The organism is Streptomyces sp. NPDC046862 (genome assembly GCF_040704615.1).
In the GTDB taxonomy this organism is placed as follows: Bacteria; Actinomycetota; Actinomycetes; order Streptomycetales; family Streptomycetaceae; genus Streptomyces.
The window spans coordinates 26,600-52,213 of record NZ_JBEYXP010000073.1 but is presented as its reverse complement, the minus strand read 5'-3'; the positions used below and the strand labels follow the sequence as shown (position 1 = coordinate 52,213).

The window sequence follows — 25,614 nt, the reverse complement described above, 5'->3', positions numbered from 1 at the left end:
GCGGGCGCGGGGGGGCGCCCGCCCCGCCGCCCCGCGGGGGGCCCCCGCGCGCCCGCGCCGGCGGGCCCCCCGCCCATGTCACCGGCCTGTGCCGGCGCTGGCTCGTCGTTGGTGCGAGGTGTCAGCGTTCCTCGTCGCCGGCGCTTGCCGGAGCGGACGTCAGCCGCTCCGTCTCGTCCTGTATCTCAGCGGCGATCTTCTTGAGCTCCGGCTCGAACTTGCGACCGTGGTGAGCGCAGAAGAGCAGTTCGCCACCGCTCAGCAGAACGACGCGCAGGTAGGCCTGTGCGCCGCAACGGTCGCATCGGTCGGCGGCCGTCAGCGGGCTCGCGGGGGTCAGAACAGTAGTCACGTCGCCTCTTCTCTAGCTCGACGAGCTGTCGTACCAGGGTCAACATCCAACCAGGCCGAAAACGTTCCCGCTCACGGCTTTTCCTCGAAAAAATCTTTCCAGGCCAGCTGTCTGCTGCCGGTTGGCGGCGAATGAGCCGTAGTGCGTTGTCTTCGTCTTACGGATTTCGCGCGGTGTCTGTCGGTTGTCTTGTCCTCCCGGCTGGGTTGCCGGTTGTTCATGAGGACGTGCCCGGAGCCTAAATGGTTCATGCCTCGAAGGGAACGTGATATGTACTTCACTCCATCGAGGGATCGAACGCTCGTACGAGCCTGGACTAGTCTGAGTTGAGACGAGGGTGGCGTTACATCGGCTCTACCAGGCCTCGGTACCCTCTGAACGGCGACCGAAGCCGGGGTCCTTACCCCAGAGGGCCCCACCTGAAATTCAGCGAGGAGCGAACCGCGTGACCGCCGATACGTCCGTGCCGTCCACAGCGCTGCTGACCGGAGCAGACCGGGATGGCTCCAACTACACCGCGCGGCACCTGCTCGTCCTCGAGGGGCTCGAGGCCGTGCGCAAGCGCCCCGGTATGTACATCGGGTCGACCGACAGCCGCGGGCTGATGCACTGCCTGTGGGAGATCATCGACAACTCCGTGGACGAGGCCCTCGGAGGGTACTGCGACCACATCGAGGTGATCCTCCACGACGACGCCTCCGTGGAAGTGCGGGACAACGGCCGCGGCATCCCCGTGGACGTGGAGCCCAAGACCGGCCTCTCCGGAGTCGAGGTCGTCATGACCAAGCTGCACGCCGGCGGCAAGTTCGGCGGCGGCTCGTACGCGGCCTCGGGTGGTCTGCACGGTGTGGGCGCCTCCGTGGTGAACGCGCTGTCGGCCCGGCTGGACGTCGAGGTCGACCGCAGTGGCCACACCCACGCCATCAGCTTCCGGCGCGGTGTGCCGGGCAGCTTCGCGGCCACGGGCCCGGACGCCAAGTTCGAGACGGGCGGCCTGCGCAAGGCCAAGAAGATCCCCAAGACCCGCACCGGCACCCGCGTGCGGTACTGGGCCGACCGCCAGATCTTCCTCAAGGACGCCAAGCTCTCCCTGGAGAATCTGCACCAGCGCGCCCGCCAGACCGCCTTCCTGGTGCCCGGCCTGACCATCGTCGTCCGCGACGAGTACGGCCTGGGCGAGGACGGCAGCAAGGGCGAGGAGTCCTTCCGCTTCGACGGTGGCATCAGCGAGTTCTGCGAGTACCTGGCCACCGACAAGCCGGTATGCGACGTCGTCCGTTTCTCCGGGCAGGGCACCTTCAGGGAAACGGTGCCGGTCCTGGACGACCACGGCCAGATGACGCCCACCCAGGTCACCCGCGAGCTCGGCGTCGACATCGCCCTGCGCTGGGGCACCGGCTACGACACCACGCTCAAGTCGTTCGTGAACATCATCGCCACCCCCAAGGGCGGCACCCACGTCGCGGGCTTCGAGCAGTCCGTCGCCGCCACGCTCAATGAGGTGCTGCGAACCAAGAAGATGCTGCGTGTCGCCGAGGACGACATCGTCAAGGACGACGCCCTCGAGGGCCTCACCGCCGTCGTCACCGTGCGTCTGGCCGAGCCCCAGTTCGAGGGGCAGACCAAGGAGGTTCTCGGCACCTCGGCGGCCCGCCGCATCGTGGCGAACGTGGTCTCCAAGGAACTCAAGGCGTTCCTGACCTCCACCAAGCGTGACGCCGCCGCGCAGGCGCGCGCCGTCCTGGAGAAGGCCGTCGCCGCAGCCCGTACACGCATCGCGGCGCGCCAGCACAAGGACGCGCAGCGCCGGAAGACCGCTCTGGAGTCCTCCACGCTGCCCGCCAAGCTCGCCGACTGCCGCAGCGACGACGTGGAACGCAGCGAACTGTTCATCGTCGAGGGCGACTCCGCCCTCGGCACGGCCAAGCTCGCCCGGAACTCCGAGTTCCAGGCGCTGCTGCCGATCCGCGGCAAGATCCTCAACGTTCAGAAGTCGTCCGTGACGGACATGCTCAAGAACGTCGAGTGCGGTGCGATCATCCAGGTCATAGGAGCCGGATCCGGCCGGACCTTCGACATCGACGCCGCGCGCTACGGCAAGATCATCATGATGACCGACGCCGATGTGGACGGCTCCCACATCCGGACCCTGCTCCTGACGCTGTTCCACCGCTACATGCGGCCCATGGTCGAGGCGGGCCGGGTGTTCGCCGCGGTGCCGCCGCTGCACCGCGTCGAGCTGATCCAGCCCAAGAAGGGCCAGGACAAGTACGTGTACACGTACTCGGACCGTGAACTGCGGGACAAGCTCATGGAGTTCCAGGCCAAGGGCATCCGCTACAAGGACTCGATCCAGCGCTACAAGGGCCTCGGCGAGATGGACGCCGACCAGCTGGCCGAGACCACGATGGACCCGCGTCACCGCACCCTGCGCCGGATCAACCTGTCCGACCTGGAGGGCGCCGAGCAGGTCTTCGACCTCCTCATGGGCAACGACGTCGCGCCGCGCAAGGAGTTCATCTCCAGTTCGGCGGCGACGCTGGACCGGTCACGCATCGACGCGTAGCGCTGGGCTGGGCTTGGGGGCGGGATCGTCCGCCCCTCGGCTTCGCCCGCGGTCGGGTCGTTTCCACTGGCGGCGATTGCGGGCTGCGGGAGCGGCCTGATGGGTCTCCACCCGTGGGTGGACATCGCCTCTGCTCGCGGGTCCACCCATGATCCACCCCGGCTCCGATTCGCTGACCTGCGCACTTCCGTAGCGTCGAAGGCGTCGTCGGCACTCGCCGTCGGCATCCGCTGCTTCTGCGCCTACGGAGGCCGTCATGTCCGGGCTCGTCGATGCCTTGGTGATCATCACCGTTGTCGTTCTGGTGGTCGTGCGCCAGTTCCGCGTGCGCCGGATCAGCGCGGACAGGCGCTGGTGGATCGTGCCCGCGGTCCTGGTCTTCCTCGCGGTGCGTGAGCCGGGCCTGCTGGACCCCGATCACCCCACCGAGTCGGCCCTCCTCACCGGAGCCGAACTCCTCGTAGGGCTGGCCATCGGGGCGGGCTGGGCCTGGACCACGCGGATATGGGCAGAACCCGACGGCACGGTGTGGAGCAAGAGCACCAAGGCCAGTGCCGTCGTCTGGGCGGTCGGCATAACCGTGCGGGTCGCCCTGCTGGGCGTCGGCGCCCTGCTCGGCATCCGCCAGGGATCCTCCGCCCTGTTGCTCGCCCTCGCGGCCACTCTCCTCGTCCGTTCCGGACTGCTCGTGTGGCGGGCGCGGTCCCTGCACCGGACGTCCGGGACGAGCACGGCGTACGGTGACGGCGTGGCCCGCCCCTCGTGGAAGGAGCGCGTGTGACGGAGAACGCGTGGACGCGCTGGCCCACCCGAGAGGCACTCTCCCGAGCCGGAGTGAGCGCTGCCCGGCGAGCACTCGCCATGACCGCGCGGATCGTCGCGCTCGCCGTGCTCCTGTGGTCGACCTTCACGGACGACGATCTGCGGGGATGGGGACTGGCGACAGCCGTCCTCGGAGTCGTGGCGACCGGATCGGCAGCCTGGGCCTTCTTCCGGACGACGCTCCAGCACCGGCTCCTGCCCTCCCTCGCGCTTCTCGCACTGTTGCTCGCGATCGGGCTGATGGGGTGCGTGGCGGACGTACACGTCCCGGCCGCTGTCCTGTGGTGTGCCTGTGCCGTCAGCTGCTTGGAACGCATGCCGCTCATGGTGGCGGTGCCGGGAGCAGCCGTGTCCTTGGGCGCGTTCGCCACCATCAACAACGATGCCTGGCTGACCACGGTGGTCATGGTCGTGGGCATCGCCCTGACCGGGTATGTGCTGCGGCTCGACGCCGAGGCCCGGGGCTCCGCACTGCGGCTGCTCGCGCAGGAGCGGGCGGCCCGGGCGGCCGAGGCGGAGTCGGCGGCGCTCGCGGAACGGGCGCGCATCGCCCGGGAGATCCACGACGTACTGGCGCACAGCCTCTCCGCTCAGCTCGTGCACCTGGAGGCTGCCCGGTTGCTCATAGAGCGGGATGCCGGACGCGAGCAGATCCTGGAACGCGTGGTGGCCGCACGCGGGATGGCCCGGGACGGCCTCGCCGAGACCCGGCAGGCGCTCTCGGCGCTGCGCGGTGAGATGTCTCCGCTGGAGGTCTTCCTGAGTGAGCTCATCGCCACGGCGGACGGTGCGGATGTCACCGTGACGGGTGAGAAGAGGCCGCTGCCGGCCGAGGCGTCGCAGGCGGTGCGCAGGGTCGCTCAGGAGGCCCTGACCAACGCCCGCAAGCATGCTCCGGGCGCCAAGGTGTGCATATCCCTGGACTACGGCGAAGGTGAAGTGACGCTGGACGTCAGGGACTCGGGCGGTCCTCCGGGCGAACTCGCCGGGTCGGGAGGCGGGTACGGTCTGCTCGGTATGCGGGAGCGTGCCGAGTTGCTGGGCGGTTCGCTGGCGGCCGGACCGGGTGAGGAGGGGTTCGTGGTGACGCTGAAGGTGCCCGTATGACCCAGGAGGCGGGCAGGAAGCCGGCCCGGGTGCTGGTGGTGGACGACCAGACGGTGGTGCGTGAGGGCATCGTCATGCTGCTGGGGCTGCTGCCCGGTATCGAGGTCGTAGGCGCGGCCGGAGACGGTTACGAGGCGGTGGAGCGCGTGGCAGAACTCGCGCCGGACGTCGTGCTGATGGACCTGCGCATGCCCCGCTGTGACGGCGTCGAGGCGACCCGGCGGATCAGAGCCGGGTATCCCGCCACACAGGTCGTCGTGCTCACCACCTATGCGGACGACGACTCGCTGTTCCCCGCGCTCAAGGCGGGTGCCCGCGGCTATCTCACCAAGGACGCGGGTGGTGACGAGATCGTGCGCGCGGTGGAGAGCGTTCTGTCCGGGGACGCTGGGCTCTCTCCGAGCATCCAACGGAGGCTGCTGGAGCGGCTGTCGGAACCCGAGCCGGGAGAGACCGGACCTGCCGAGGCCCCGGACGGGCTCACCACGCGCGAGATCGAGGTGCTCGGGCTGATCGCCGAGGGACTCAGCAATCAGGAGATCGCCCGCAGGCTCCATGTGTCGACGGCCACCGTGAAGACACACATCAACAATCTCTTCGCCAAGACGGGTGTCAAGGACCGTGCGCAGGCGGTCCGTTACGCCTACGGGAAGGGGCTGGCGCGGCCACCTGCGGGATGAGTCACCTGATGGGGTGAAGGTGAGGGGAAGAAGAGTCGGGGATCCTACCGTTCTGTCCATCCTTGGGCATGCAGTCATGGAATGACCGGCCCGACCGAAGCGGGGGCGGGCCCGAGAGCTCGGTCGAGTACCGCGAAGGGCAGCCGGACCAGGCTTCCGTCGCCGCGGGGGCGGCGGGGCCGGTGAGGTTCGAGGACCCCTGGTACGACGCGCTGGCCTCCGGCTGGGGCGAGTTGGACGGTACGGGAGCCCCTGCTTTCGTCACACCACCCGCCGACCGGGGTGACGGAGGGCGGAGCGGGGGCGCGGTCGACATCTATCTGGAGGTGCAGCGCAGCGCGGCCTTTCAGGAGGTGCGCAGCCGGTACCGGAGGTTCGTGGTGCCGGGGGTCGCTGTGTTCTTCACCTGGTACGTGAGCTACGTCGTGACCGCGACGACCGCGCCCGGGTTGATGGCGAGGCCGGTGGCGGGCGCGGTGAACGTGGCGATGCTGGCGGGGCTCGGACAGTTCCTGACCACGTTCCTGTTCACGTGGGCGTACGTGCGGCATGCGAGGCTGCGCCGGGACCGGGCGGCACTGGATCTGCGGTGGGACACGCAGGAGCTGACGAGGGGCCTCAGAGGGGGCGAGAGGTGACCGGCAACTACCAGGCGCCGGCGTTGCTGCTGTTCAGCGCGTTCGTGGCGGTCACGCTGGGGATCACGACGTGGGTCAGCCGCAACCGGCGTGGTTCCGCGGAGGAGTTCTATGCCGGAGGGCGGCTGTTCTCTCCGATGGAGAATGGTTTTGCCATCGCGGGCGACTACATGTCGGCTGCGTCGTTCCTCGGGATCTCGGGGCTCATCGCGCTCTTCGGGTACGACGGGCTGCTGTACTCGGTCGGTTTCCTGGTGGCGTGGCTCGTGGTGCTGTTCCTGGTGGCCGAACTGGTGCGCAACTGCGGGCGGTTCACCCTTGCCGACGTGGTCGCGGCCCGGATGAGCGAGCGGCCGGTGCGGATCGCGGTGGGAATCTCCTCGGTGTCCGTGTCCGTTCTCTATCTGGTGGCGCAGATGGTGGGGGCGGGCACCCTGGTCGCGCTGTTGCTGGGCGGCACGAGTGAGGCGGCCCGGGACTGGACAGTCATCGGAGTCGGCGCGCTCATGGTCGTCTATGTGTCCCTGGGAGGGATGCGGGCCACCACGTGGATCCAGATCGTCAAGGCGGTCCTGCTCATGGGTGGGGCGATCGCGCTGAGTGTGCTCGTACTGATGCGGTTCCACGGTGATGTCGACCAGTTGCTGCGCTCGGCGGCGGAGCGCAGCGGGCACAGGGACGCGTTTCTCGCGCCCGGACTGAAGTACGGCGGGGACTGGAGCGCGCGGCTGGACTTCATCAGCCTGGGGCTCGCCCTGGTGCTGGGCACGGCCGGGCTGCCGCACATTCTGTCGCGCTTCTACACGGTGCCCACGGCACGGGCCGCGCGTCGCTCGGTGGTGTGGTCGATCGGGCTCATCGGCGGTTTCTACCTGATGACGATCGTGCTGGGCTTCGGTGCGGCGGCGATCGTCGGACCGGATGCCGTACGGCGGTCGAACGCCGCCGGGAACACGGCGGTTCCGTTGCTGGCGCTCGATCTGGGCGGTGGGCCGGGCTCCACGGGCGGAACGGTCCTGTTCGCGGTCGTCGCCGCGATCGCGTTCGCCACCATCCTCGCGGTCGTCGCCGGGATCACGCTCGCCTCGTCGGCCTCCGTGGCGCACGACCTGTACGCGTCGTTGCGGCGGCGGCGCGGGAAGCCACGCGGCGAGGTGGCCGTCGCGCGTGCCGCAGCGGTCGGGACCGGCGTGGTCGCGATCGGGCTGGGACTGCTCGCCCGGGACATGAACGTCGCGTTTCTCGTGGGTCTCGCCTTCGCGGTCGCCGCCTCGGCCAATCTGCCCGTGCTGCTCTACTCGCTGTTCTGGCGCGGATTCACGACGCGTGGTGCGGTGTGGGCGGTGTACGGGGGACTGGTACCCGCCGTGGCGCTCGTGCTGCTCTCACCGGTGGTGTCCGGGAGCCCCGAGTCGCTGTTCCCCGGCGTCGACTTCCAGTACTTCCCCCTGGAGAACCCGGGACTGGTCTCCATCCCGCTGGGTTTCCTCGCGGGATGGCTCGGCACGGTCATGTCGGCCGAGGAGCCGGACGAGGCACGGCACGCGGAGACCGAGGTGCGGTCGCTGACGGGGGCCGGGGCGGTCTGAGCGCACGGAGCGTCTCGGGAGGGGGCGCCCCTCCCACGTACCGTCCTGGCGCACGAGACCACGACCAGCACTCCACCGTCCTCAGGCGCGGGTCGCCCACACGTAACGGTGCTCGGGGCGGCCCGCGTCGCCGTACTTGAGGGTCAGCGTGGCCCGCCCCGTACGCTCCAGGAGCTTCAGATAGCGCTGGGCGGTCTGGCGGCTCAGGCCGGTCTGCTCGGCGATCTCCTGGGCCGACAGCGGGCCGTCGGCGGACATCAGGGCGCGGCGTACGAGTTCCGTGGTCGTGGCGGAGTGGCCCTTGGGAAGGTCGGGTTCGCCGCTCGCCGAGAGGGCGCCGAAGATCCGGTCCACCTCGGCCTGTTCGGCCTCGCCACCGCCGTCGAGGGTGCGACGGAGCTCCGCGTACGCCTCCAGTTTGGCGCGGAGGCCCGCGAACGCGAACGGTTTGACCAGGTACTGCAGGGCCCCCTGCCGCATCGCCGCCTGGACGGTCGAGACGTCGCGGGCCGCCGTCACCATGATCACGTCGGCCTGGAGGCCGCGTCTGCGCATCTCCTGGACCACCTCGAGGCCCGTCCGGTCCGGCAGGTAGTGGTCCATGAGGACGAGGTCCAGACGGGGCAGCGTCTCCAGCCGGTGCAGTGCCTCCGCCGCGCTCTGCGCCTGACCGGCGACATGGAAGCCGGGCACCTTGTCCACGTAGGCGGCGTTGACCTTCGCGACTCGGGGGTCGTCGTCCACGACCAGGACCTCGATCATCACGACTCCTCCTTGGTGGCCGCGGCGGCCTCGGACTCCTGCGGGGCGTCCCGCCCCCTGGTGCGGCCCGACGCTAGCGCGTCACCCCGGTCGGGGTCCCCGCCGGGCGGCTGGAGCGGATGCGGGGGCGTCCGCGCCGCCGATGCCCGACCCGCGGGCTCATGGTTCGTGGACGCCTGACCTGTCGGCCCGGGATCCGCCGGTCCCGGCTCCGTCAGCGCATCCGGCAGCACGACGATGAACTCCGCGCCCCCACCGTCCGCATCCGTGACGCGGGCGCTGCCACCCTGCCGTTCGGCCAGTCGGTGCACCAGGGAGAGACCGATGCCGCGCTTGCCGTGGGCGGGCGGCTTCTTGGTGGACCAGCCGTCCGCGAAGACCAGCTCCCGCTGTTCCGCCGGAACGCCCGGTCCGGTGTCGCGCACCCGGAGGACCGCCGTGCGCCCCTCGGACCGCAGTTCGACCTCCACACGCGCGTGAACAGTACCGGCGACGGCGTCCAGGGCGTTGTCGACCAGGTTTCCGACGATGGTGACCAGCCCCCTGGGGTCGATCAGCCGGTCCGGCAGCAGGGTCCGGTTCGAGAGCGACAGAGCCACGCCGCGCTCGGCCGCGACGGTGGCCTTGCCGACGAGAACCGCGGCGAGCAGCGGGTCGTGGATCTTCTCCGTGATCTGCTCGGAGGTCGCCCTGTGGTCGCCGACCACCTCACCCACGAACTCCACGGCGTCGTCGAACATCTCCAGTTCGAGCAGCCCCAGGAGGGTGTGCATGCGGTTGGCGTGCTCGTGGTCCTGTGCGCGCAGGGCGTCGATCAGCCCGCGGGTGGAGTCGAGTTCGCGGCCGAGCTGCTCCAGCTCGGTGCGGTCGCGCAGGGTGGCGACGGCGCCTCCGTCGTCGGTGGGCATGCGGTTGGCGACCAGCACGCGCTGGCCCTGGACGGTGAGCAGGTCGGTGCCGGTCACACGGCCGGCCAGGACATCGGTCGTACGGCTCTCACCGAGCGCCTCGTCGAGGGAGCGGCCGACGGCCTCCTCGCCGATGCCCAGCAGGCGCTGCGCCTCGTCGTTCAGCAGGCGGACGCGGCCGCCGCGGTCGAGGGCGACCACGCCCTCCCTGATGCCGTGCAGCATCGCCTCGCGCTCCGCGAGCAGCGACGAGATGTCCGAGAAGGCCAGGTCCCGGGTCTGCCGCTGTACTCTCCGGGAGATCAGGTACGCGACCAGCGACCCGATGGCGAGGGCGGCACCGGCGTAGGCGAAGAGCCCCGGGATGGCGTGGACCAGTCGAGCGCGCACACTGTCGTACTCGATACCGACCGACACCGCGCCGACGATCTTCCCTTCGGCGTTGCGCAGGGGCACCTTTCCGCGCGCCGAGCGGCCCAGCGTGCCGTTGTCGATCGCCATGACGTCATGACCGGCCAGGGCCTGCTGCGGATCCGTCGAGACGAGACCCCCGATCTGCTTCGGGTCCGTGTGGGACCAGCGGATGCCGTCCATGTTCATCACGACGACGTACTCGGCTCCGCTGGCCTTGCGGATCCGCTCGGCCTCCGCCTGCACGGGGCCGTCGACGGACGGCCTGGTCGACACCAGGTCCTTGGCGAGCTGCGGCTGGGCCGCCGTGGTCTGCGCGATGGCGAGGGCGCGGCGCATCGCCTGGTCGTCCAGTTGCTGGCTGAGCGGCGCGAGGAACAGCCCGGTCACGAGCACGGCGACGCCGGCGGCGATCGCCACCTGCATCAGCAGCACCTGCGAGAACGCCCGCCGCGGCAGACCGATGCGCAGGCGACGTGCGGGGGGAGTGGGGCTCATACCCACGAAGGTACGTGGAGGGGTGAGTCCGGCCGAAGGGGTGTGGCGTGGATCTCTTGGGAAGGGCCCGGGCAGGGCGACGCCCGTGAATCCCTGCTCAGCTCGCCAGCGGTGTGGCCGACCGTTCCTGTATCGAGACCACGTCCATCCGTGCCGGGGAGCCCAGGTGCGAGCCGCAGCTCTCCGGGCGGGGCGGCAGCGAGGTGCCCTGGGCCACGGTCACCTGCCACCGGCGGCCGTCGGCGTGGGCGACGGTCACCCTCCAGCGTGGAACCGCGCCCTCCGTGGCGACGACGGTGAGGGTGCCCGCCGCGTCCTCTCCCGTCGCCCTGCGCACGGCCAGCTCGGCCGCCTGCCCGGGCCGGTCCCAGGCGGAGCTTCCGCGGCACCCCTCGGTGACGACGCGGCCCTCCCGCACGCCGTGGAGGACCTCCTTGACGTGGTGGGCCTCGGCACGGCCGTACGCGTATCCGGACGGCAGGACCAGCAGCGTGGGGGAGAAGCGGTGACCGCCCAGGTGTGTGACCTCCCAGACGCCCTCGACTCCGGACGCGGCCAGTTCGGCGGCGAGTGGCCGGCCGAGGAGGGCGCAGCAGCGGTCGCGCTTGCCGTTGGTGCAGACGAGCGCCAGCGGGTCGCCTGTGTGGGGACGCCCTCGCAGGAGGGCGTCGAACGTGTGGTGGTCACCCCTACCGAGCGCGGAGAAGTCGAGGTCGAGCAGCTGCTGCGGATCGGTGGTCGTGGTGTGGTGCAGCCATACGTTTCCGGGAACGGTGTGGGCCGCGTACACATGGCGCTCGCGCGCATCGTGGCAGTCCGCGTGGCGGCCGGGGCGGCGGATGAGCGCCACGCGCACGCCGGTGCCCTCCACGGCGGCTTCGAGGGCACGGCCGACGGCCGGGTCCAGATGGCTGGAAGTGAGCGCCTTGGCACCCCAGGGGCCCGGCTGTTCCAGCAGCAGCCAGGTCCTCGCGGTGGCCGAGGTCCCCGCGAGGGGTTCGTCGAAGTGCCGCGACGCGGTCGTGCACGTACTCACAGAGGTGAGCCTAACCTGACTTGAGCCTCGGCGACTTCCGGACGGCCCAGGGGGCGTGAAAAGAGCGCGTGCGGGGTGCGCACAGGGCGCGCACGGCACGCGGTCCAGCAGTGTCCGGTCTCACTCCGGCAGTGGCCGGGGCGGCCGCTCGCCCACGTACTGCCCGCTCGGACGCATACGGAGCGGGCGTTCCCCGTACTCCTCCAGGGCGTGCGCGATCCAGCCCGCCGTCCGTGCGACGGCGAAGACCGTCTCACCCGCGGAGGCGGGCATGCCGGAGGCGACCGTGAGGACGGCGAGGGCCAGGTCGACATTGGCGTGCAGCGGCCTGTGGCGGGCCGTGGTGGCCTCGATGTCGCGGGCCGCCGCCAACGCCGGAGCCGCCCCGGGAACATCCTCCAGGAGCGCGAACAAAGTACGCGCGCGGGGGTCCTCGCCGGGGTAGAGGCGGTGGCCGAGGCCGGGGACGCGGCGCCCGGCGCGCAGTTCGTCGGCGATCGCGGGGACCGCGGTGCCCCGGTCCAGCACGTCGAGCAGCAGCCGGTGGGCGAGTTCGCTGGCCGCGCCGTGGAAGGGGCCTTCGAGGACGCCGAGGCCCGCGGAGACGGCCGCGTAGGTGTGCGCGCGGGCCGACGCCGCGACGCGGACCGCGAGCGTCGAGGCCGCCAGGTCGTGGTCCACCAGCAGACCGAGCGCCGTGTCCAGTACGCGCAGTGACGCCTCGTCGGGGCTGCGGCCGGTGAGCCGCGCCCAGAGGCGTTGGGCCAGTGCGCCGGAGTCGCGGTGGGTGCGCAGGACCGGCGGAAGAGCGGCGACCAGGGTCGGGATGAGGGTGCGCGCGGTGCCGAGGACGGCCTCCTCGGAGAGGTCGAACCGCAGGGGGTCCACGGTTGCCGCGGCGACCGCCACGACCCTCAGCCGGTCGACGGGCCCACTGTGCTCCGGCAACGCGGCGACGGCCTTCCGGGCGGCGGCGACCGGCTCCTCGGGGGCGGTGAAGGTGACACCGGGCCGCAGCTCGCCGGTCCACAGCCACTCGGCGACCTCTTCGTAGGAGTGACGCGTGGCGAGTTCGGTCGCGTCGACGCCGCGGTAGTAATAGCGATCCTTGTCGATCAAGGTGAGGCGGGTGCGGACGGACAGGTCTCCGGCGCCACCGAGAGCGGAACTCCCGGCCGCATCACGCCTGTTGCGCCGGGCGAGGGCCGCCACCTCCCTGGCGTCGAAGGTGCTGCCGCGCCCACCGGTTTCCCGTCGGCTGCTGAGCTGACCGCGGCTCACGTACGCGTACACGGTCTCGGGCTTCACGCCGAGCAGCTCGGCGGTCTCCTTGGTGCTGAGCCGCCGGCCTTCGCTGCCGGGGCCCGTCGTCGGATCCGCTGGACCTGACGCTTCTTGATCCCTCATGCGTACCACCGTATCCGTAGGGCTCAACATTGATGCAATCAATATTGACAGAGATCTAGTCAAGCATGGACAGTCGAATCAAGTTCAAGGAGGAAGCATGCCGATCAACAGGGCCACGTCCACCCCCGTCGACGTGCCGCGGGGACTCGCGGGCGTCGTCGTCACCGACACCGCGCTGGGTGACGTCAGGGGGCTGGAAGGCTTCTACCACTACCGCCAGTACTCGGCCGTCGAGCTCGCGCAGACCCGCAGCTTCGAGGACGTCTGGCACCTGATGGTCCACGGCGAACTGCCCGACACCTCCCGGAGCGCCGCATTCGCCGAGGAGGTCGGGCCCCTGCGCCGGCTGCCCGGCGACGTCCGGGCCGCACTGCCCGCGGTGGCGATGGCGAGTACCCGCTCGGGACCCCTGTCCGGCCTGCGCACGGCGTTGTCGCTGCTCGGTGCGTCGAAGGGCTTCCGGCCGGTGTACGACATCGACGCGGGCCGGCGGCGCGCGGACGCCCTGGCGGCGTCGGCGGCCGTACCGACCCTGCTCACGGCGCTGCACCGGCTGGGGCGGGGGCTCGAACCGGTGGAGCCGCGCGAGGATCTGCCGTACGCCGCGAACTACCTCTACATGCTGACGGGAGCGGAGCCGGACCCGGCGCGGGCGAGGGCGATCGAGCAGTATCTGATCTCAACCATTGATCACGGATTCAATGCGTCAACCTTCACGGCACGAGTGATCGCGTCGACGGGCGCGGACGTGGCGGCGTGCCTGGTGGGAGCCGTCGGAGCGCTCTCGGGCCCGCTCCACGGCGGGGCTCCGAGCCGTGCGCTGGACACGCTCGACGCCATCGGCACCCCCGACCGCATCGATCCCTGGATCCGCGAACGCGTGCTGTCCGGCGACCGCATCATGGGCTTCGGGCACCCCGTCTACCGCACCGAGGACCCTCGCTCCCGCATGCTCCGCGGTATCGCCCAGAATTTCGGCGGCCCGCGGGTCGACTTCGCGGTCGAGGTCGAACGCCAGGTGGAGGCGATCCTCGCCGAGCTGAAGCCGGGACGCGAACTGCACACGAACGTCGAGTTCTACGCGGGCGTGGTCATGGAGCTGTGTGGCCTGCCCCGGGAGATGTTCACCCCCACCTTCGCCGCGGCGCGGGTGGTCGGCTGGAGCGCCAACATCCTGGAGCAGGCGCAGGACACGAAGATCATTCGCCCGGCGGCCCGGTATGTCGGACCGGTACCTCCGGTGGCGGTGCCGGTGGCGGTCTGAGACGGCCGGTCTGGGAGCGGCGGTCCGAGACGGGCGGTCCCGGACGCCCGGTCCGAGACGCGCGTAAGGCCCGGCGTCGTTCTGGCGCCGGGCCTGGGAGGCGTTGGGCGAGCAGACGTGTCAGGTGGTGCGCTGCTCGGTCGGTGCGCCCCGGTATCGCTCATCGATGGCGTGCGGCCCGGGGGGTCTCAAGGAACGAGTCATGGGTGGACTCGCTGCCCGCGGGGTGGGCTCAAGCGTCGGGGATGTCGGCCTTCGCGCGGACGAGCGTCTCACGGCTGACGATGACGATGCGCTCGTAGTCGGCACGAGCGGCATCGGCCGGAAGCTCACGCTCCAGTGTTTCGGTGGCGTCGGTGCCGATGACGGCGAAGTTGCCGTCACTCAGTTCGAACACGTCTGGGCAGGTCGCTCCAGTGGCACTGCCGCGGGCACTCGGAGGCACACCGATCCGGCGCACGATCTTCAATGGGGTACCGGTCCTTAGCGATCATTGAGGGAAGGGTTGGTGGCGGCAACAATAGTGGGACCGGTGCGCCGCGTGTGGCTTGACTCCCTAAAGATCACTCTGGCGTGTGTGGCCGGTTGCGCGTTGCCTTGGGCTAGTCGGTCGGGGGGTTGCCCACGACCCACCACTCCTCCGTGTCCGCCTCGTCCAGGTCGTGCAGCAGACCGTCGACCATGCGCCCGATCCTGGCCTCCTCGGACTGGCCTTCCATTGATGCGCGCTGGTGCTTCGACGCCTCCCAGTACTCGCACATGAGCGGGCTCCGGAACAGTTCTCGAAGGTGCCCGTACAGCTCCTGCTGGTCGAGGATTCCCGACCTGTAGAGGTGGAAGACGCTGGTGTACCAGGCGTTCGCGTACAGGAACTGACGCCGTTTCGCCGCGGGAATGCTCTGGTCGTAGGTGTCGATCACGGCGGCCAGCGAGGGGTCGTCGATCGCCTTCGCCAGCAACTCCCAGTGCATGCGCTGCTGGTGCGCCAGCGCGCGGCGGCGCTGGGCGAGTTCCGCGAGCTCCAGTTGCCTGGTCTGGAGCCGCGTCAGTTCCAGTCGTCGTTGGTGTGCGGCGATCACCAGGGTGGTCGCGGCCACACACAGCCCCGCCGCGGCGGAACTCAATTTACGCAGCCGTGTCTTGCGAGCGGCCATGTCAACCCCCCGGATTCGGGCGACCAGCCACCGGTCGGCGAGGTGAGTCGATGGGAACGGACCGGCGAGTGGTGGGCGGTGCGCTTGCCGTCTCCCAGTGTCACCGAGCGGCTCTGATCGGCTGGGAGGCGGAGAGGAGGCGCACGGAGGGAAGTGCGGGTCGCGTAAACCGGCGCCATGCCCAACGTGTGCCCCGCGAGCGCCGCGAACAATCGTTCACCTCGGGGGGATTCGACCCGCTCGTATCCTGGGGCGGCATTGTGGATCAGTGGTGGGAGAAAGGGCACGTGTTGAGCCAGTCGAGCCGGGCCAGCCAGTGGGGCACGTCGTCGAGTTCGGATCTGCGGCGGATCCCGGAGCCGGAGCGGTCACAGAATCCGGAGCCGGGCCGGTCACGGAATCCGGTGCTTGACGGGTCGCTGAATCCGGTGCCTGACGGATCGCGGAGTCTGGTGCGGGGCGGGTCGCAGATCCCGGTCGTCGTCCTCGCCGGGTTCCTGGGCTCGGGCAAGACGACGTTGCTCAATCACCTGCTGCACCGCAGTGGAGGCAGCCGCATCGGGGCCATCGTCAACGACTTCGGAGCCATCGAGATCGACGCGATGGCCGTGGCCGGGGCGCTCGGCGACTCCACCGTGTCCCTCGGCAACGGCTGTCTGTGCTGCGCCGTCGACGCGAGCGAGCTCGACCTGTATCTGGAGCGGCTGACCAGTCCCTCCGCCCGCATCGACGTCATCGTCATCGAGGCCAGCGGGCTCGCGGAACCCCAGGAACTCGTGCGCATGGTCCTGGCCAGCGAGAACCCGCGAATCGTGTACGGCGGGCTCGTCGAGGTCGTCGACGCCGCCGAGTTCGACGCGACCCGCCAGAAGCACCCCGAGATCGACCGGCACCTCGCGCTCGCCGACCTCGTCGTCGTCAACAAGCTCGACCGGGCCCCGGACGGCGACCGTGAACGGGTGCTGGAACGCGTTCGTACCCTGAGCGACCGTGCCGCCGTCGTGCCCGCCACGTACGGCCGTATCGACCCGGAGTTCCTCTTCGACTGCAGGCCGAGCCAGGAGCGGGTCGGGCAGCTGTCCTTCGACGACCTCTCCCGGCAGGACGAGGGCGAGGGAGGCGACGGGGACCAGGGACACGATGACCACGGGCACGGCGGTCACCACGGCCACCTGCACACCGCCTACGAGTCCCTCTCCTTCACCTCCGAAGTGCCCCTCGGACCGCGCCGGTTGATGGAGTTCCTCGACAGCCGGCCCGAGGGGCTCTACCGCATCAAGGGGTACGTCGACTTCGGGTCCCACGACCGGCGGAACCGGTACGGCGTGCACGCCGTAGGGAGGTTCCTGCGCTTCTACCCCGAGCCCTGGACGCCCGGCGGCCCCCGCCTCACCCAGCTCGTCCTCATCGGGGCCGGCATCGACACCACGGCACTCGGCAAGGAGCTCCGGGCATGCGAGGAGGACGCCCCACACGCCGACGAGCACAGCATGTGGGGCGTCCTCCGCTACGTACAGGACCCCGACCAGCAGAACCCCGACCAGCGGACCGACGAGGCCGGTGAGGCCTAGACCGGCCCCGCGACGACCGCCACCGTCTTCTGCAGTGACACACCCGAACCGTCGCGGCGCGGGTCGGGCTCGGGCAGCTCGGCCGGTGTGCCGTTCTTCTGGGCGGCCCGGGCCGGGACCGCGCCCGCCCAGGCCAGCGACAGGCAGTCCTCACCCTTCAGGAACCGCTGGCAGCGCACACCGCCCGTGGCGCGGCCCTTACGCGGGTACTGGTCGAAGGGGGTGAGCTTGGCGGTCGTCTGGACCGAGTCGTCCAGGGTGCCGCGCGAGCCCGCCACGGTGAAGACGATCGCGTCCGATGCCGGGTCCACCGCCGTGAACGAGATGACCTTCGCGCCGTCGGTGAGCTTGATGCCGGCCACGCCGCCCGCCGGACGGCCCTGCGGGCGGACCTGCGAGGCCTGGTAGCGCAGCAGCTGGGCGTCGTCCGTGATGAAGACCAGGTCCTCCTCGCCCGTGCGCAGCTCGACGCCGCCGACGATCCGGTCGCCCTCCTTGAGCGTGATGACCTCCAACTCCTCCTTGTTGGACGGGTAGTCGGGGACCACACGCTTGACGACACCCTGCTCGGTGCCGAGCGCCAGGCCCGGCGAGGACTCGTCGAGCGTCGTCAGGCAGACCAGCGTCTCGCCGTCCTCCAGGGAGAGGAACTCCGACAGCGGTGCGCCGCCCGAGAGGTTCGGCGACGTCGTCTCCGGGAGCTGGGGCAGGTCGATGACGTTCAGCCGCAGCAGGCGGCCCGACGACGTCACGGCGCCCACCTCGCCCCGGGCCGTCGCCGGGACGGCGGAGACGATCACGTCGTGCTTGGCCCGCGGCCCGTCCTCCTCCTGCGCGAAGGGCTCGCCGTTCGCCGTGCGCGCCAGCAGGCCCGTCGAGGAGAGCATGACGCGGCACGGCGCGTCCTCCACCTGCAGCGAGACCGTGGCCGCGGGCGCGCCGGAGGCCTCGAGGAGCGTTGTGCGACGGGGGGTGCCGAACTTCTTGGCCACCGAGGCCAGTTCGCCCGACACCAGCTTGCGCAGCTCCGCGTCCGAGTCCAGGATGCGGGTCAGTTCCTCGATCTCCGCCTTCAGCCTGTCCCGCTCCGACTCCAGCTCGATGCGGTCGAACCTGGTGAGGCGGCGCAGGGGCGTGTCGAGGATGTACTGCGTCTGGATCTCGCTCAGCGAGAAGCGCTCCATCAGGCGCTGCTTCGCCTCCGCCGAGTTGTCGCTGGAGCGGATCAGACGGATGACCTCGTCGATGTCCACCAGCGCCGTGAGCAGGCCCTCGACCAGGTGCAGACGGTCGCGCTTCTTGCCGCGGCGGAACTCGGAGCGACGCCGTACGACGGTGAAGCGGTGGTCGAGGTAGACCTCCAGGAGCTCCTTCAGGCCCAGCGTGAGTGGCTGGCCGTCGACCAGCGCCACGTTGTTGATGCCGAAGCTCTCCTCCATCGGCGTCAGCTTGTAGAGCTGCTCCAGAACCGCCTCCGGCACGAAGCCGTTCTTGATCTCGATGACCAGGCGCAGCCCGTGCTGGCGGTCGGTGAGGTCCTTGACGTCGGCGATGCCCTGCAGCTTCTTAGAGCCGACCAGGTCCTTGATCTTGGCGATCACCTTCTCCGGGCCGACGGTGAAGGGCAGCTCGGTGACGACCAGGCCCTTGCGGCGTGGCGTCACGCTCTCCACGGACACCGTGGCGCGGATCTTGAACGTGCCGCGGCCCGTCTCGTACGCGTCCCTGATCCCGGAGAGGCCGACGATCCTGCCGCCTGTGGGGAGGTCGGGGCCCGGCACGAGCTTCATCAACGTGTCGAGGTCGGCGTTCGGGTGGCGGATCAGGTGGCGGGCCGCCGCGACGACCTCGCCCAGGTTGTGCGGCGGCATGTTCGTGGCCATGCCGACGGCGATGCCCGACGCGCCGTTCACCAGCAGGTTCGGGAACGCGGCGGGGAGCGCGATCGGCTCCTGCTCCTGGCCGTCGTAGTTGGGCGCGAAGTCCACCGTGTTCTCGTCGATGGACTCGGTCATCAGGCTGGTGGCGTCGGCCATACGGCACTCGGTGTACCGCATGGCGGCCGGCGGGTCGTCGTTGCCCAGCGAGCCGAAGTTGCCGTGGCCGTCGACCAGCGGCACGCGCATGGAGAAGGGCTGCGCCAGGCGCACCAGGGCGTCGTAGATCGACGCGTCGCCGTGCGGGTGCAACTTACCCATGACCTCGCCGACGACGCGGGCGCACTTCACGTAGCCGCGGTCGGGGCGCAGGCCCATCTCGTTCATCTGGTAGACGATCCGGCGGTGCACCGGCTTGAGGCCGTCGCGGGCGTCCGGCAGGGCTCGGGAGTAGATGACCGAGTACGCGTACTCCAGGAAGGAGCCCTGCATCTCGTCGACGACGTCGATGTCGAGGATCTTCTCCTCGTACGCGTCGTCGGGCGGAGTCTTCGTGCTGCGGCGGGCCATCGCTGCTGCGGCTCCTTCACAGTCTTGCCGGGGCATGAATCGGGATCTGACGCGGTCCATTGTGGCCCGACCCACTGACAACCCGGACCACGCCCCTTCGCACGGGCCTGCCTCCGGCCCCTCCGCAGGGCGCCGGGACACCCCGGGCGCCCATGTGCGAGTCGGGGAAACGCGAGGGCGACAGGGTCGGGAGACATGGCCGAAAGAGGCACACCGGCACGGCAGGCGGGGGCATCGCCGGGCGACCGCGTCAACATGGCGCCGTGCCCGCTCCCCCTGCCCGCGTGCGCCCTGCCCGCGCCCGCCCATGCCGTTGTGTCCGCGCGCAGGGCGGGTACCGGCCGTGACCCCGCACCCCGGCGCGGGGAGGAGTCCGTGGCCGAGGGCTCGCGGCCGCGTATCCGGACTGCCGCACGCCTCTGACGAGCCCGGATACACGCCCGTCCCGGGCTGCCGGCCTGCTCGGAGGAAGGGCGCCGGGTCCTGGCGGGAGGCGGTCTCCCCGCTGTTCCCGGCGTCGGCGGCGGCAGCCCCGGGCCCGGGCCTGCGTCGGCGGCGGCAGCCCCGGGCCCGGGCCTGCGTCGGCGGCGGCAGCCCCGGGCCCGGGCCGACCGGCGTGCCGTGGGTCCCCGAGCCGTCCCCGCGGTGGACGCGCGACGGCCACGGACCCATGTCTCTCCGCGGCGCGCGGCCGCCTCGTGCGCCACCCCGCCCACGGGCCTGCGCGCGTCCCCCTCCGCCGTCCGGGAGTCTCGCTCTGAGCGGACGGGAACCGGGAACTTCGCCAGCCGTCCGCACGCTTGCATACAGTGGCAGGACCGGCAGGACATACGCGGTTTTCCATGACAGCTTCCACGACAGATTCCGCGATTGAAGGGACGTACATGCCCATGGGTCACACGGCCACAGCCGAGGCAGGCTCCGGGGGCCTGACAGCGACCGAGCACCGCCTGGCCAACGGTCTGCGGGTGGTGCTCTCCGAGGACCACCTGACCCCGGTCGCGGCGGTGTGCCTCTGGTACGACGTCGGCTCCCGTCACGAGGTCAAGGGCCGCACCGGCCTCGCCCACCTCTTCGAGCACCTGATGTTCCAGGGTTCGGGCCAGGTGAAGGGCAACGGCCACTTCGAGAAGGTCCAGGGCGCGGGCGGCTCGCTGAACGGCACGACGAGCTTCGAGCGCACCAACTACTTCGAGACCATGCCCGCCCACGAGCTGGAGCTCGCCCTCTGGCTGGAGGCCGACCGCATGGGCTCGCTGCTGGTGGCGCTGGACGACGAGTCCATGGAGAACCAGCGGGACGTCGTCAAGAACGAGCGCCGCCAGCGCTACGACAACGTCCCCTACGGCACCGCCTTCGAGAAGCTGACCGCCCTCGCCTACCCGGACGGTCACCCCTACCACCACACCCCCATCGGTTCGATGGCCGACCTGGACGCGGCCACGCTGGAGGACGCGCGCGCGTTCTTCCGCACCTACTACGCGCCCAACAACGCCGTGCTCTCCGTGGTCGGCGACATCGCCCCGGAGCAGACGCTCGCCTGGGTGGAGAAGTACTTCGGGTCCATCCCCGGGCACGACGGCAAGCCCGCCCCGCGCGACGGCTCCCTGCCTCAGACCATCGGCGAGCAGCTGCGCGAGGTCGTGGAGGAAGAGGTCCCCGCGCGCGCGTTGATGGCCGCCTACCGGCTCCCGGAGGACGGCACGCGCGAGGCCGACGCGGCCGACCTGGCGCTCACGGTCCTCGGCGGCGGCGAGTCGTCCCGCCTCTACAACCGGCTCGTACGGCGCGACCGCACGGCCGTCGCCGCCGGGTTCGGCCTGCTTCGGCTGGCCGGGGCGCCCTCCCTCGGCTGGCTCGACGTGAAGACCTCCGGTGACGTCGAGGTCCCCGTCATCGAGGCCGCCGTCGACGAGGAGCTCGCCCGGTTCGCCGCCGAGGGCCCGACGGCCGAGGAAATGGAGCGCGCCCAGGCCCAGTTGGAGCGCGAGTGGCTGGACCGGCTCGGCACGGTCGCGGGCCGCGCCGACGAACTGTGCCGGTACGCCGTCCTGTTCGGCGACCCGCAGCTCGCCCTGACCGCCGTCCAGCGCGTGCTCGACGTGAGCGCGGAGGAGGTCCAGGCGGTCGCCCAGGCACGGCTGCGGCCCGACAACCGCGCGGTGCTCGTCTACGAGCCGATCACCGCCGAGGGCGGGGACGCCGAGATCGCCGCCGAGACCGCCGAAGCCGCGGTGACCGACGAGAACGAGGAGTCGGCCAAGTGACCGAGCTCGCGACCATGGACTTCCATCCCCAGCCCCAGTCCGGCGACGCAAGGCCCTGGGCGTTCCCGGCCCCCGAGCGCGGCACGCTCGACAACGGCCTGACCGTGCTGCGCTGCCACCGCCCCGGCCAGCAGGTCGTCGCCGTCGAGGTGCTCCTCGACGCGCCCCTGGAGGCCGAGCCCGCGGGCCTCGACGGCGTCGCCACGATCATGGCCCGGGCCTTCTCCGAAGGCACCGACAAGCACTCCGCCGAGGAGTTCGCCGCCGAGCTGGAGCGCTGCGGCGCCACCCTCGACGCGCACGCCGACCACCCCGGCGTACGGCTCAGCCTCGAAGTTCCCGTATCGCGGCTCCCCAAGGGGCTCGGTCTGCTCGCCGACGCCCTGAGGGCCCCCGCGTTCGACGACAGCGAGGTCGAGCGACTGGTGCGCAACCGGCTCGACGAGATCCCTCACGAGACCGCCAACCCGGGCCGCCGTGCCGCCAAGGAGCTCTCCAAGGAGCTCTTCCCGGCGACCTCGCGCATGTCGCGCCCGCGCCAGGGCACCGAGGAGACGGTCGAGGGCATCGACTCGGCTGCCGTGCGCGCCTTCTACGAGAAGCACGTCCGCCCCGCCACGGCCACCGTGGTCGTCGTCGGAGACCTCACCGGCGTCGACCTGGACACGCTGCTCGGCGACACACTGGGCGCCTGGACCGGCTCGTCCGCCGAGCCGCGCCCCGTGCCTCCGGTGACCGCGGACGACACGGGCCGCGTCGTCATCGTGGACCGTCCCGGCGCCGTCCAGACGCAGTTGCTCATCGGCCGCGTCGGCGCCGACCGGCACGACCGCGTGTGGCCGGCCCAGGTGCTCGGCACCTACTGCCTGGGCGGCACCCTCACCTCCCGCCTTGACCGCGTCCTGCGCGAGGAGAAGGGCTACACCTACGGTGTGCGGGCGTTCGGGCAGGTGCTGCGCTCGGCGCCCGACGGCTCGGGTGCCGCGATGCTCGCCATCAGCGGCTCCGTCGACACGCCGAACACGGGCCCGGCTCTGGACGACCTGTGGACCGTGCTGCGGACCCTCGCCGCCGAGGGCCTGAGGGACGACGAGCGCGACGTCGCCGTGCAGAACCTCGTCGGGGTCGCCCCCCTCAAGTACGAGACGGCCGCCGCCGTCGCGAGCACCCTCGCCGACCAGGTCGAGCAGCACCTGCCGGACGACTACCAGGCGACGCTGTACCGGCAGCTCGCCGCGACCGGCACCGTGGAGGCCACCGCGGCCGTGGTGAACGCCTTCCCGGTGGACCGCCTGGTGACCGTCCTCGTCGGCGACGCGGCGCAGATCGAGGAGCCCGTCAGGGCCCTCGGAATCGGCGAAGTCTCCGTCGTACGCGCCGAGTAGAGCGCCGACGGGCGACCCGAGCCGATTCACGGGCCGACCACGAGCCGGCTCACGGACCGCCACACGGACCGAGTGGAGCCCGCCCGCATCCGGGGGCCCTGGTGACGAAAGCGTCACCAGGGCCCCCGGATGTCCGTATTGCGGGAGAGGTTGTGTGTCTGCCCTGTGGCATGCGCTACAAATCCCGTGATCCGTTTGTGATTTCAAAGAGGGCCCACTTAGCGTCGGTCCGGCTGTTCGTCAGCACTACGCCGCACCCGCGGCACCGGACAGCCATCGCCGAGTCCCCGTACGGCGCGAGCCAGGGGAGCCGGGGACCCACCGCAGTCCCTGGGGTGAATCGGATGCCCTTCACCAGGTGGAGGGGGCCCGTAGGAGACCTTCCTTGCTCCGAACCCGTCAGCTAACCCGGTAGGCGAGAGGGAAGGAAAGGACCAGCCACTTCATGGCGTACACCTGCGCCACCGGGAAGCACCGTCGTCCCAGTCGCATGAAGCGCGCGACCACGAAGGCCGTCGGCGCCGCCGCGCTCACCACCACCGGCGTCTTCGGCGCCCTGTCCGCGTCCGCCCCGGCGTTCGCCGCCGACAACTCCGTCGAACAGACCGGCTTCACCCAGGCGATCGAGATCGGCGACACGGTGGCCGAGCAGATCGACGCCCAGGCCGCCGCCCAGCAGCAGGCCGCCCAGGAGGCCGCCGCGCAGAAGAAGGCCGAGGCCCTCGCGAAGCAGCGCGCGGAGGAGGCGGCGAAGAAGGAGCGCGAGGCCAAGGAGCGCGCCGCCCGCGAAGCCGAGCGCAAGCGCCTCAACACCTTCGTCGCCCCGGTCAGCAACTCGTACGTCTCGACCGGCTACAAGTCCGGCGGAGCCGTCTGGTCCTCCGGCAGCCACACCGGCATCGACTTCCACGCATCCTCCGGCACGGCCGTCCACGCGGTCGGCTCCGGCACCGTCGTCGAGGCGGGCTGGGGCGGCTCCTACGGGAACAACATCGTCATCAAGATGCACGACGGCACGTACACGCAGTACGGCCACCTGTCGTCCATCGGTGTCTCCGTCGGCCAGACGGTCACCCCCGGCCAGCAGATCGGCCTGTCCGGGGCGACCGGCAACGTCACGGGCCCGCACCTGCACTTCGAGGCCCGCACGTCGCCCGAGTACGGCTCGGACATCGACCCCGTCGCGTACCTGCGCTCGCACGGCGTGAACGTCTGACCCACGGCGACGGCACAACGGACAACGGTCACACGAGGCCCCGGCTCACCGAGCCGGGGCTTTCGTCGTCGTGACGCCTCCTCCGTCGTGACGTACCTCCTGTCGTGACGCACCTCCTGTCCAAAAAATATCCCTGGATTCCGGCCCGGCATCGGAAATTCCGGCCGACTGCAATAGAGTCGCTCGAACACACGTCAATCAAAGGCGTTTCACGGGGATTAAGGCGGAGGTCGGGTCATGCGTATTCCGGCACACTCGGTATGCACGGCGATCCGTGATGACATCGTCGCGGGTGTCTACGAGCGCGGCGGCCGGCTCACCGAGGAACTCCTCGCCCGCCGGTACGGCGTCAGCCGCGTCCCCGTGCGTGAGGCGCTGCGCACGCTGGAGGCCGAGGGCTTCGTGGTCACCCGCCGGCACGCGGGCGCGTGCGTCGCGGAGCCGACCGAGCAGGAGGCCGCCGACCTGCTGGAGATGCGCATGCTGCTGGAGCCGCTGGGCGCCGCGCGCGCCGCCCAGCGGCGTACCGAGGCCCACCTGAAGGTGCTGCGCGGCCTGGTCAGGCTGGGGCAGGAGCGGGCCAGGCGGGGCAGCAGCGACGACCTGCGCTCACTCGGCGGCTGGTTCCACGAGACGCTCGCCCAGGCCTCCGGCAGCCCCGCGCTGACCTCGACGCTCGCCCAGCTGCGCCACAAGATCGCCTGGATGTACGCGGTGGAGGCGCCCTCCAGCCCCGTCGAGTCCTGGGCCGAGCACGGCGGCATCGTGGACGCCGTCGCGCGTGGTGACAGCGAGCGGGCCCGGACGATCACGGCCCTGCACACCGAACACGCGACCGCCGCGCACCGGCTGCGATTTCCCGGTCAGGCCGACCGTTTCCCGGCCAGGCCGACGGCTCGGAGTGTGTGAGGACTTCGCAACATCCCGTAAACATCGCGAGCCTGCGGCATTAACACGAGAGCCGTATACAAAGAAGGTGGAATTCGCGGGGGATTATTTCTGCTGCCCGTGAAGAGGAAATAAGAAGGGCCCGCCCGATAATTCGGACGAGCCCTTCGAAGTGTGCGCGGGTTACCTTCCGGAAGGTTTACCGCGTTACTCAGACGGTCTCGGGAAGTTCCTCGAGTCCCTCGGCGACCAGCTTCGCCAGCCGGTCGAGCGCGGCGTCCGCGCCCTCGGCGTCGGAGGCGAGCACGATCTCCTCGCCGCCCTGGGCGCCGAGGCCCAGCACCGCCAGCATGGAGGCCGCGTTGACGGGGTTGCCGTCGGCCTTGGCGATCGTCACGGGGATACCGGAGGCCGTGGCGGCCCGGACGAAGATGGAAGCGGGGCGGGCGTGGAGGCCCTCGGCCCAGCCGACGTTGACGCGGCGCTCAGCCATGTGTTGCTGCCCTTCAGGTGTGTCAGATGTATCGAGTCTCACTGGTCTAGACCGGGTTGTCTAGACCAGTGTCCCAGAATCTGTGAAGCGGGTCCGGATCGGGCCCACGGCCTGACCGCGATCCGGTTGTCGTGTCCCAGAGTGCCCCGCGCC

Annotated in this window: 20 protein-coding genes, 1 pseudogene and 1 riboswitch; of the genes and pseudogenes, 12 read left to right on the top strand and 9 right to left on the bottom strand. The window is 70.6% G+C overall.

The annotated features are described in order from the left end of the window. Window positions 1–121 precede the first annotated feature (121 nt). A complete protein-coding gene (locus AB0959_RS47540; RefSeq protein ID WP_134040552.1) occupies window positions 122–352 on the bottom strand; it encodes a hypothetical protein in 231 nt (76 codons plus the stop codon). A 445-nt stretch (window positions 353–797) separates the two neighbouring features. Between AB0959_RS47540 and AB0959_RS47535 the strand changes: the two genes are divergently transcribed. From AB0959_RS47535 to AB0959_RS47510, 6 genes are all read left to right on the top strand, one after another. Next, window positions 798–2,918: a DNA topoisomerase IV subunit B gene (locus AB0959_RS47535; RefSeq protein WP_366833179.1), complete on the top strand. Its 2,121-nt coding sequence runs from the start codon at window positions 798–800 to the stop codon at window positions 2,916–2,918. Window positions 2,919–3,174: 256 nt separating this feature from the next. Beyond that, on the top strand, window positions 3,175–3,699 hold the full coding sequence (locus AB0959_RS47530; protein WP_366833178.1) for a DUF1453 domain-containing protein: 525 nt from the start codon (window positions 3,175–3,177) through the stop codon (window positions 3,697–3,699). Further along, window positions 3,696–4,847, top strand: coding sequence for a histidine kinase (locus tag AB0959_RS47525; protein ID WP_366833177.1), 1,152 nt, complete (start codon window positions 3,696–3,698; stop codon window positions 4,845–4,847). Before AB0959_RS47530 ends, AB0959_RS47525 begins: the two co-directional genes overlap by 4 nt. Further along, window positions 4,844–5,527: a response regulator transcription factor gene (locus AB0959_RS47520; protein ID WP_366833176.1), complete on the top strand. Its 684-nt coding sequence runs from the start codon at window positions 4,844–4,846 to the stop codon at window positions 5,525–5,527. Before AB0959_RS47525 ends, AB0959_RS47520 begins: the two co-directional genes overlap by 4 nt. Before the next feature lie 68 nt (window positions 5,528–5,595). Beyond that, a complete protein-coding gene (locus AB0959_RS47515) occupies window positions 5,596–6,165 on the top strand; it encodes a DUF485 domain-containing protein (RefSeq protein ID WP_366833175.1) in 570 nt (189 codons plus the stop codon). Continuing rightward, a complete protein-coding gene (locus AB0959_RS47510) occupies window positions 6,162–7,754 on the top strand; it encodes a cation acetate symporter (protein ID WP_366833174.1) in 1,593 nt (530 codons plus the stop codon). The genes AB0959_RS47515 and AB0959_RS47510 overlap by 4 nt, the downstream gene beginning before the upstream one ends. An 81-nt stretch (window positions 7,755–7,835) precedes the next feature. On the opposite strand, the gene AB0959_RS47505 is transcribed toward AB0959_RS47510, so the two are convergent. The 4 genes from AB0959_RS47505 to AB0959_RS47490 form a co-directional block, all read right to left on the bottom strand. Then, a complete protein-coding gene (locus AB0959_RS47505; RefSeq protein ID WP_366833181.1) occupies window positions 7,836–8,516 on the bottom strand; it encodes a response regulator in 681 nt (226 codons plus the stop codon). Next, entirely contained in the window at window positions 8,516–10,333 is a 1,818-nt protein-coding gene (locus tag AB0959_RS47500; RefSeq protein ID WP_366833173.1) for a sensor histidine kinase, read from the bottom strand. Before AB0959_RS47500 ends, AB0959_RS47505 begins: the two co-directional genes overlap by 1 nt. A 97-nt stretch (window positions 10,334–10,430) precedes the next feature. Continuing rightward, the gene (locus AB0959_RS47495) at window positions 10,431–11,369 is read right to left on the bottom strand and encodes a sucrase/ferredoxin-like family protein (protein ID WP_366833172.1); all 939 of its coding nucleotides are present in this window, start codon (window positions 11,367–11,369) and stop codon (window positions 10,431–10,433) included. A 120-nt stretch (window positions 11,370–11,489) separates the two neighbouring features. Continuing rightward, entirely contained in the window at window positions 11,490–12,776 is a 1,287-nt protein-coding gene (locus AB0959_RS47490) for a citrate synthase (RefSeq protein ID WP_366833171.1), read from the bottom strand. Window positions 12,777–12,873: 97 nt separating this feature from the next. Here AB0959_RS47490 and AB0959_RS47485 point away from each other — a divergent pair, with 97 nt between their 5' ends. Further along, window positions 12,874–14,040: a citrate synthase/methylcitrate synthase gene (locus AB0959_RS47485; RefSeq protein WP_366833170.1), complete on the top strand. Its 1,167-nt coding sequence runs from the start codon at window positions 12,874–12,876 to the stop codon at window positions 14,038–14,040. Window positions 14,041–14,272: 232 nt separating this feature from the next. Here AB0959_RS47485 and AB0959_RS47480 read toward each other — a convergent pair whose 3' ends face one another. Together AB0959_RS47480 and AB0959_RS47475 are read right to left on the bottom strand one after the other, a co-directional pair. Further along, a complete protein-coding gene (locus tag AB0959_RS47480) occupies window positions 14,273–14,509 on the bottom strand; it encodes a hypothetical protein (RefSeq protein ID WP_366833169.1) in 237 nt (78 codons plus the stop codon). A gap of 133 nt (window positions 14,510–14,642) precedes the next feature. After that, window positions 14,643–15,194 (bottom strand): DUF6082 family protein, encoded by a 552-nt coding sequence (locus tag AB0959_RS47475; protein WP_366833168.1) that lies wholly within the window; start codon window positions 15,192–15,194, stop codon window positions 14,643–14,645. A 428-nt stretch (window positions 15,195–15,622) separates the two neighbouring features. Between AB0959_RS47475 and AB0959_RS47470 the strand changes: the two genes are divergently transcribed. After that, entirely contained in the window at window positions 15,623–16,765 is a 1,143-nt protein-coding gene (locus AB0959_RS47470) for a CobW family GTP-binding protein (protein WP_366833167.1), read from the top strand. Here the strand turns inward: AB0959_RS47470 and AB0959_RS47465 are convergent. Continuing rightward, the gene (locus AB0959_RS47465; RefSeq protein WP_366833166.1) at window positions 16,762–19,212 is read right to left on the bottom strand and encodes a DNA topoisomerase IV subunit A; all 2,451 of its coding nucleotides are present in this window, start codon (window positions 19,210–19,212) and stop codon (window positions 16,762–16,764) included. The genes AB0959_RS47470 and AB0959_RS47465 overlap by 4 nt on opposite strands. Before the next feature lie 890 nt (window positions 19,213–20,102). Between AB0959_RS47465 and AB0959_RS47460 the strand changes: the two genes are divergently transcribed. The 4 genes and pseudogenes from AB0959_RS47460 (at window position 20,103) to AB0959_RS47445 (ending at window position 25,033) form a co-directional block, all read left to right on the top strand. Further along, entirely contained in the window at window positions 20,103–21,479 is a 1,377-nt protein-coding gene (locus tag AB0959_RS47460; RefSeq protein ID WP_366833180.1) for a pitrilysin family protein, read from the top strand. Continuing rightward, window positions 21,476–22,864, top strand: coding sequence for a pitrilysin family protein (locus tag AB0959_RS47455; protein WP_366833165.1), 1,389 nt, complete (start codon window positions 21,476–21,478; stop codon window positions 22,862–22,864). Before AB0959_RS47460 ends, AB0959_RS47455 begins: the two co-directional genes overlap by 4 nt. 267 nt (window positions 22,865–23,131) lie before the next feature. After that, window positions 23,132–23,297, top strand: a riboswitch (cyclic di-AMP (ydaO/yuaA leader). 12 nt (window positions 23,298–23,309) lie between these two features. After that, complete coding sequence (locus tag AB0959_RS47450) at window positions 23,310–24,080, top strand: M23 family metallopeptidase (RefSeq protein WP_366833164.1); 771 nt, start codon at window positions 23,310–23,312, stop codon at window positions 24,078–24,080. Window positions 24,081–24,317: 237 nt separating this feature from the next. Continuing rightward, window positions 24,318–25,033 (top strand): annotated as a pseudogene (locus AB0959_RS47445) (GntR family transcriptional regulator). Between the two features lie 146 nt (window positions 25,034–25,179). Here AB0959_RS47445 and AB0959_RS47440 read toward each other — a convergent pair. Beyond that, complete coding sequence (locus AB0959_RS47440; protein WP_028802270.1) at window positions 25,180–25,461, bottom strand: HPr family phosphocarrier protein; 282 nt, start codon at window positions 25,459–25,461, stop codon at window positions 25,180–25,182. Window positions 25,462–25,614: the final 153 nt, after the last annotated feature.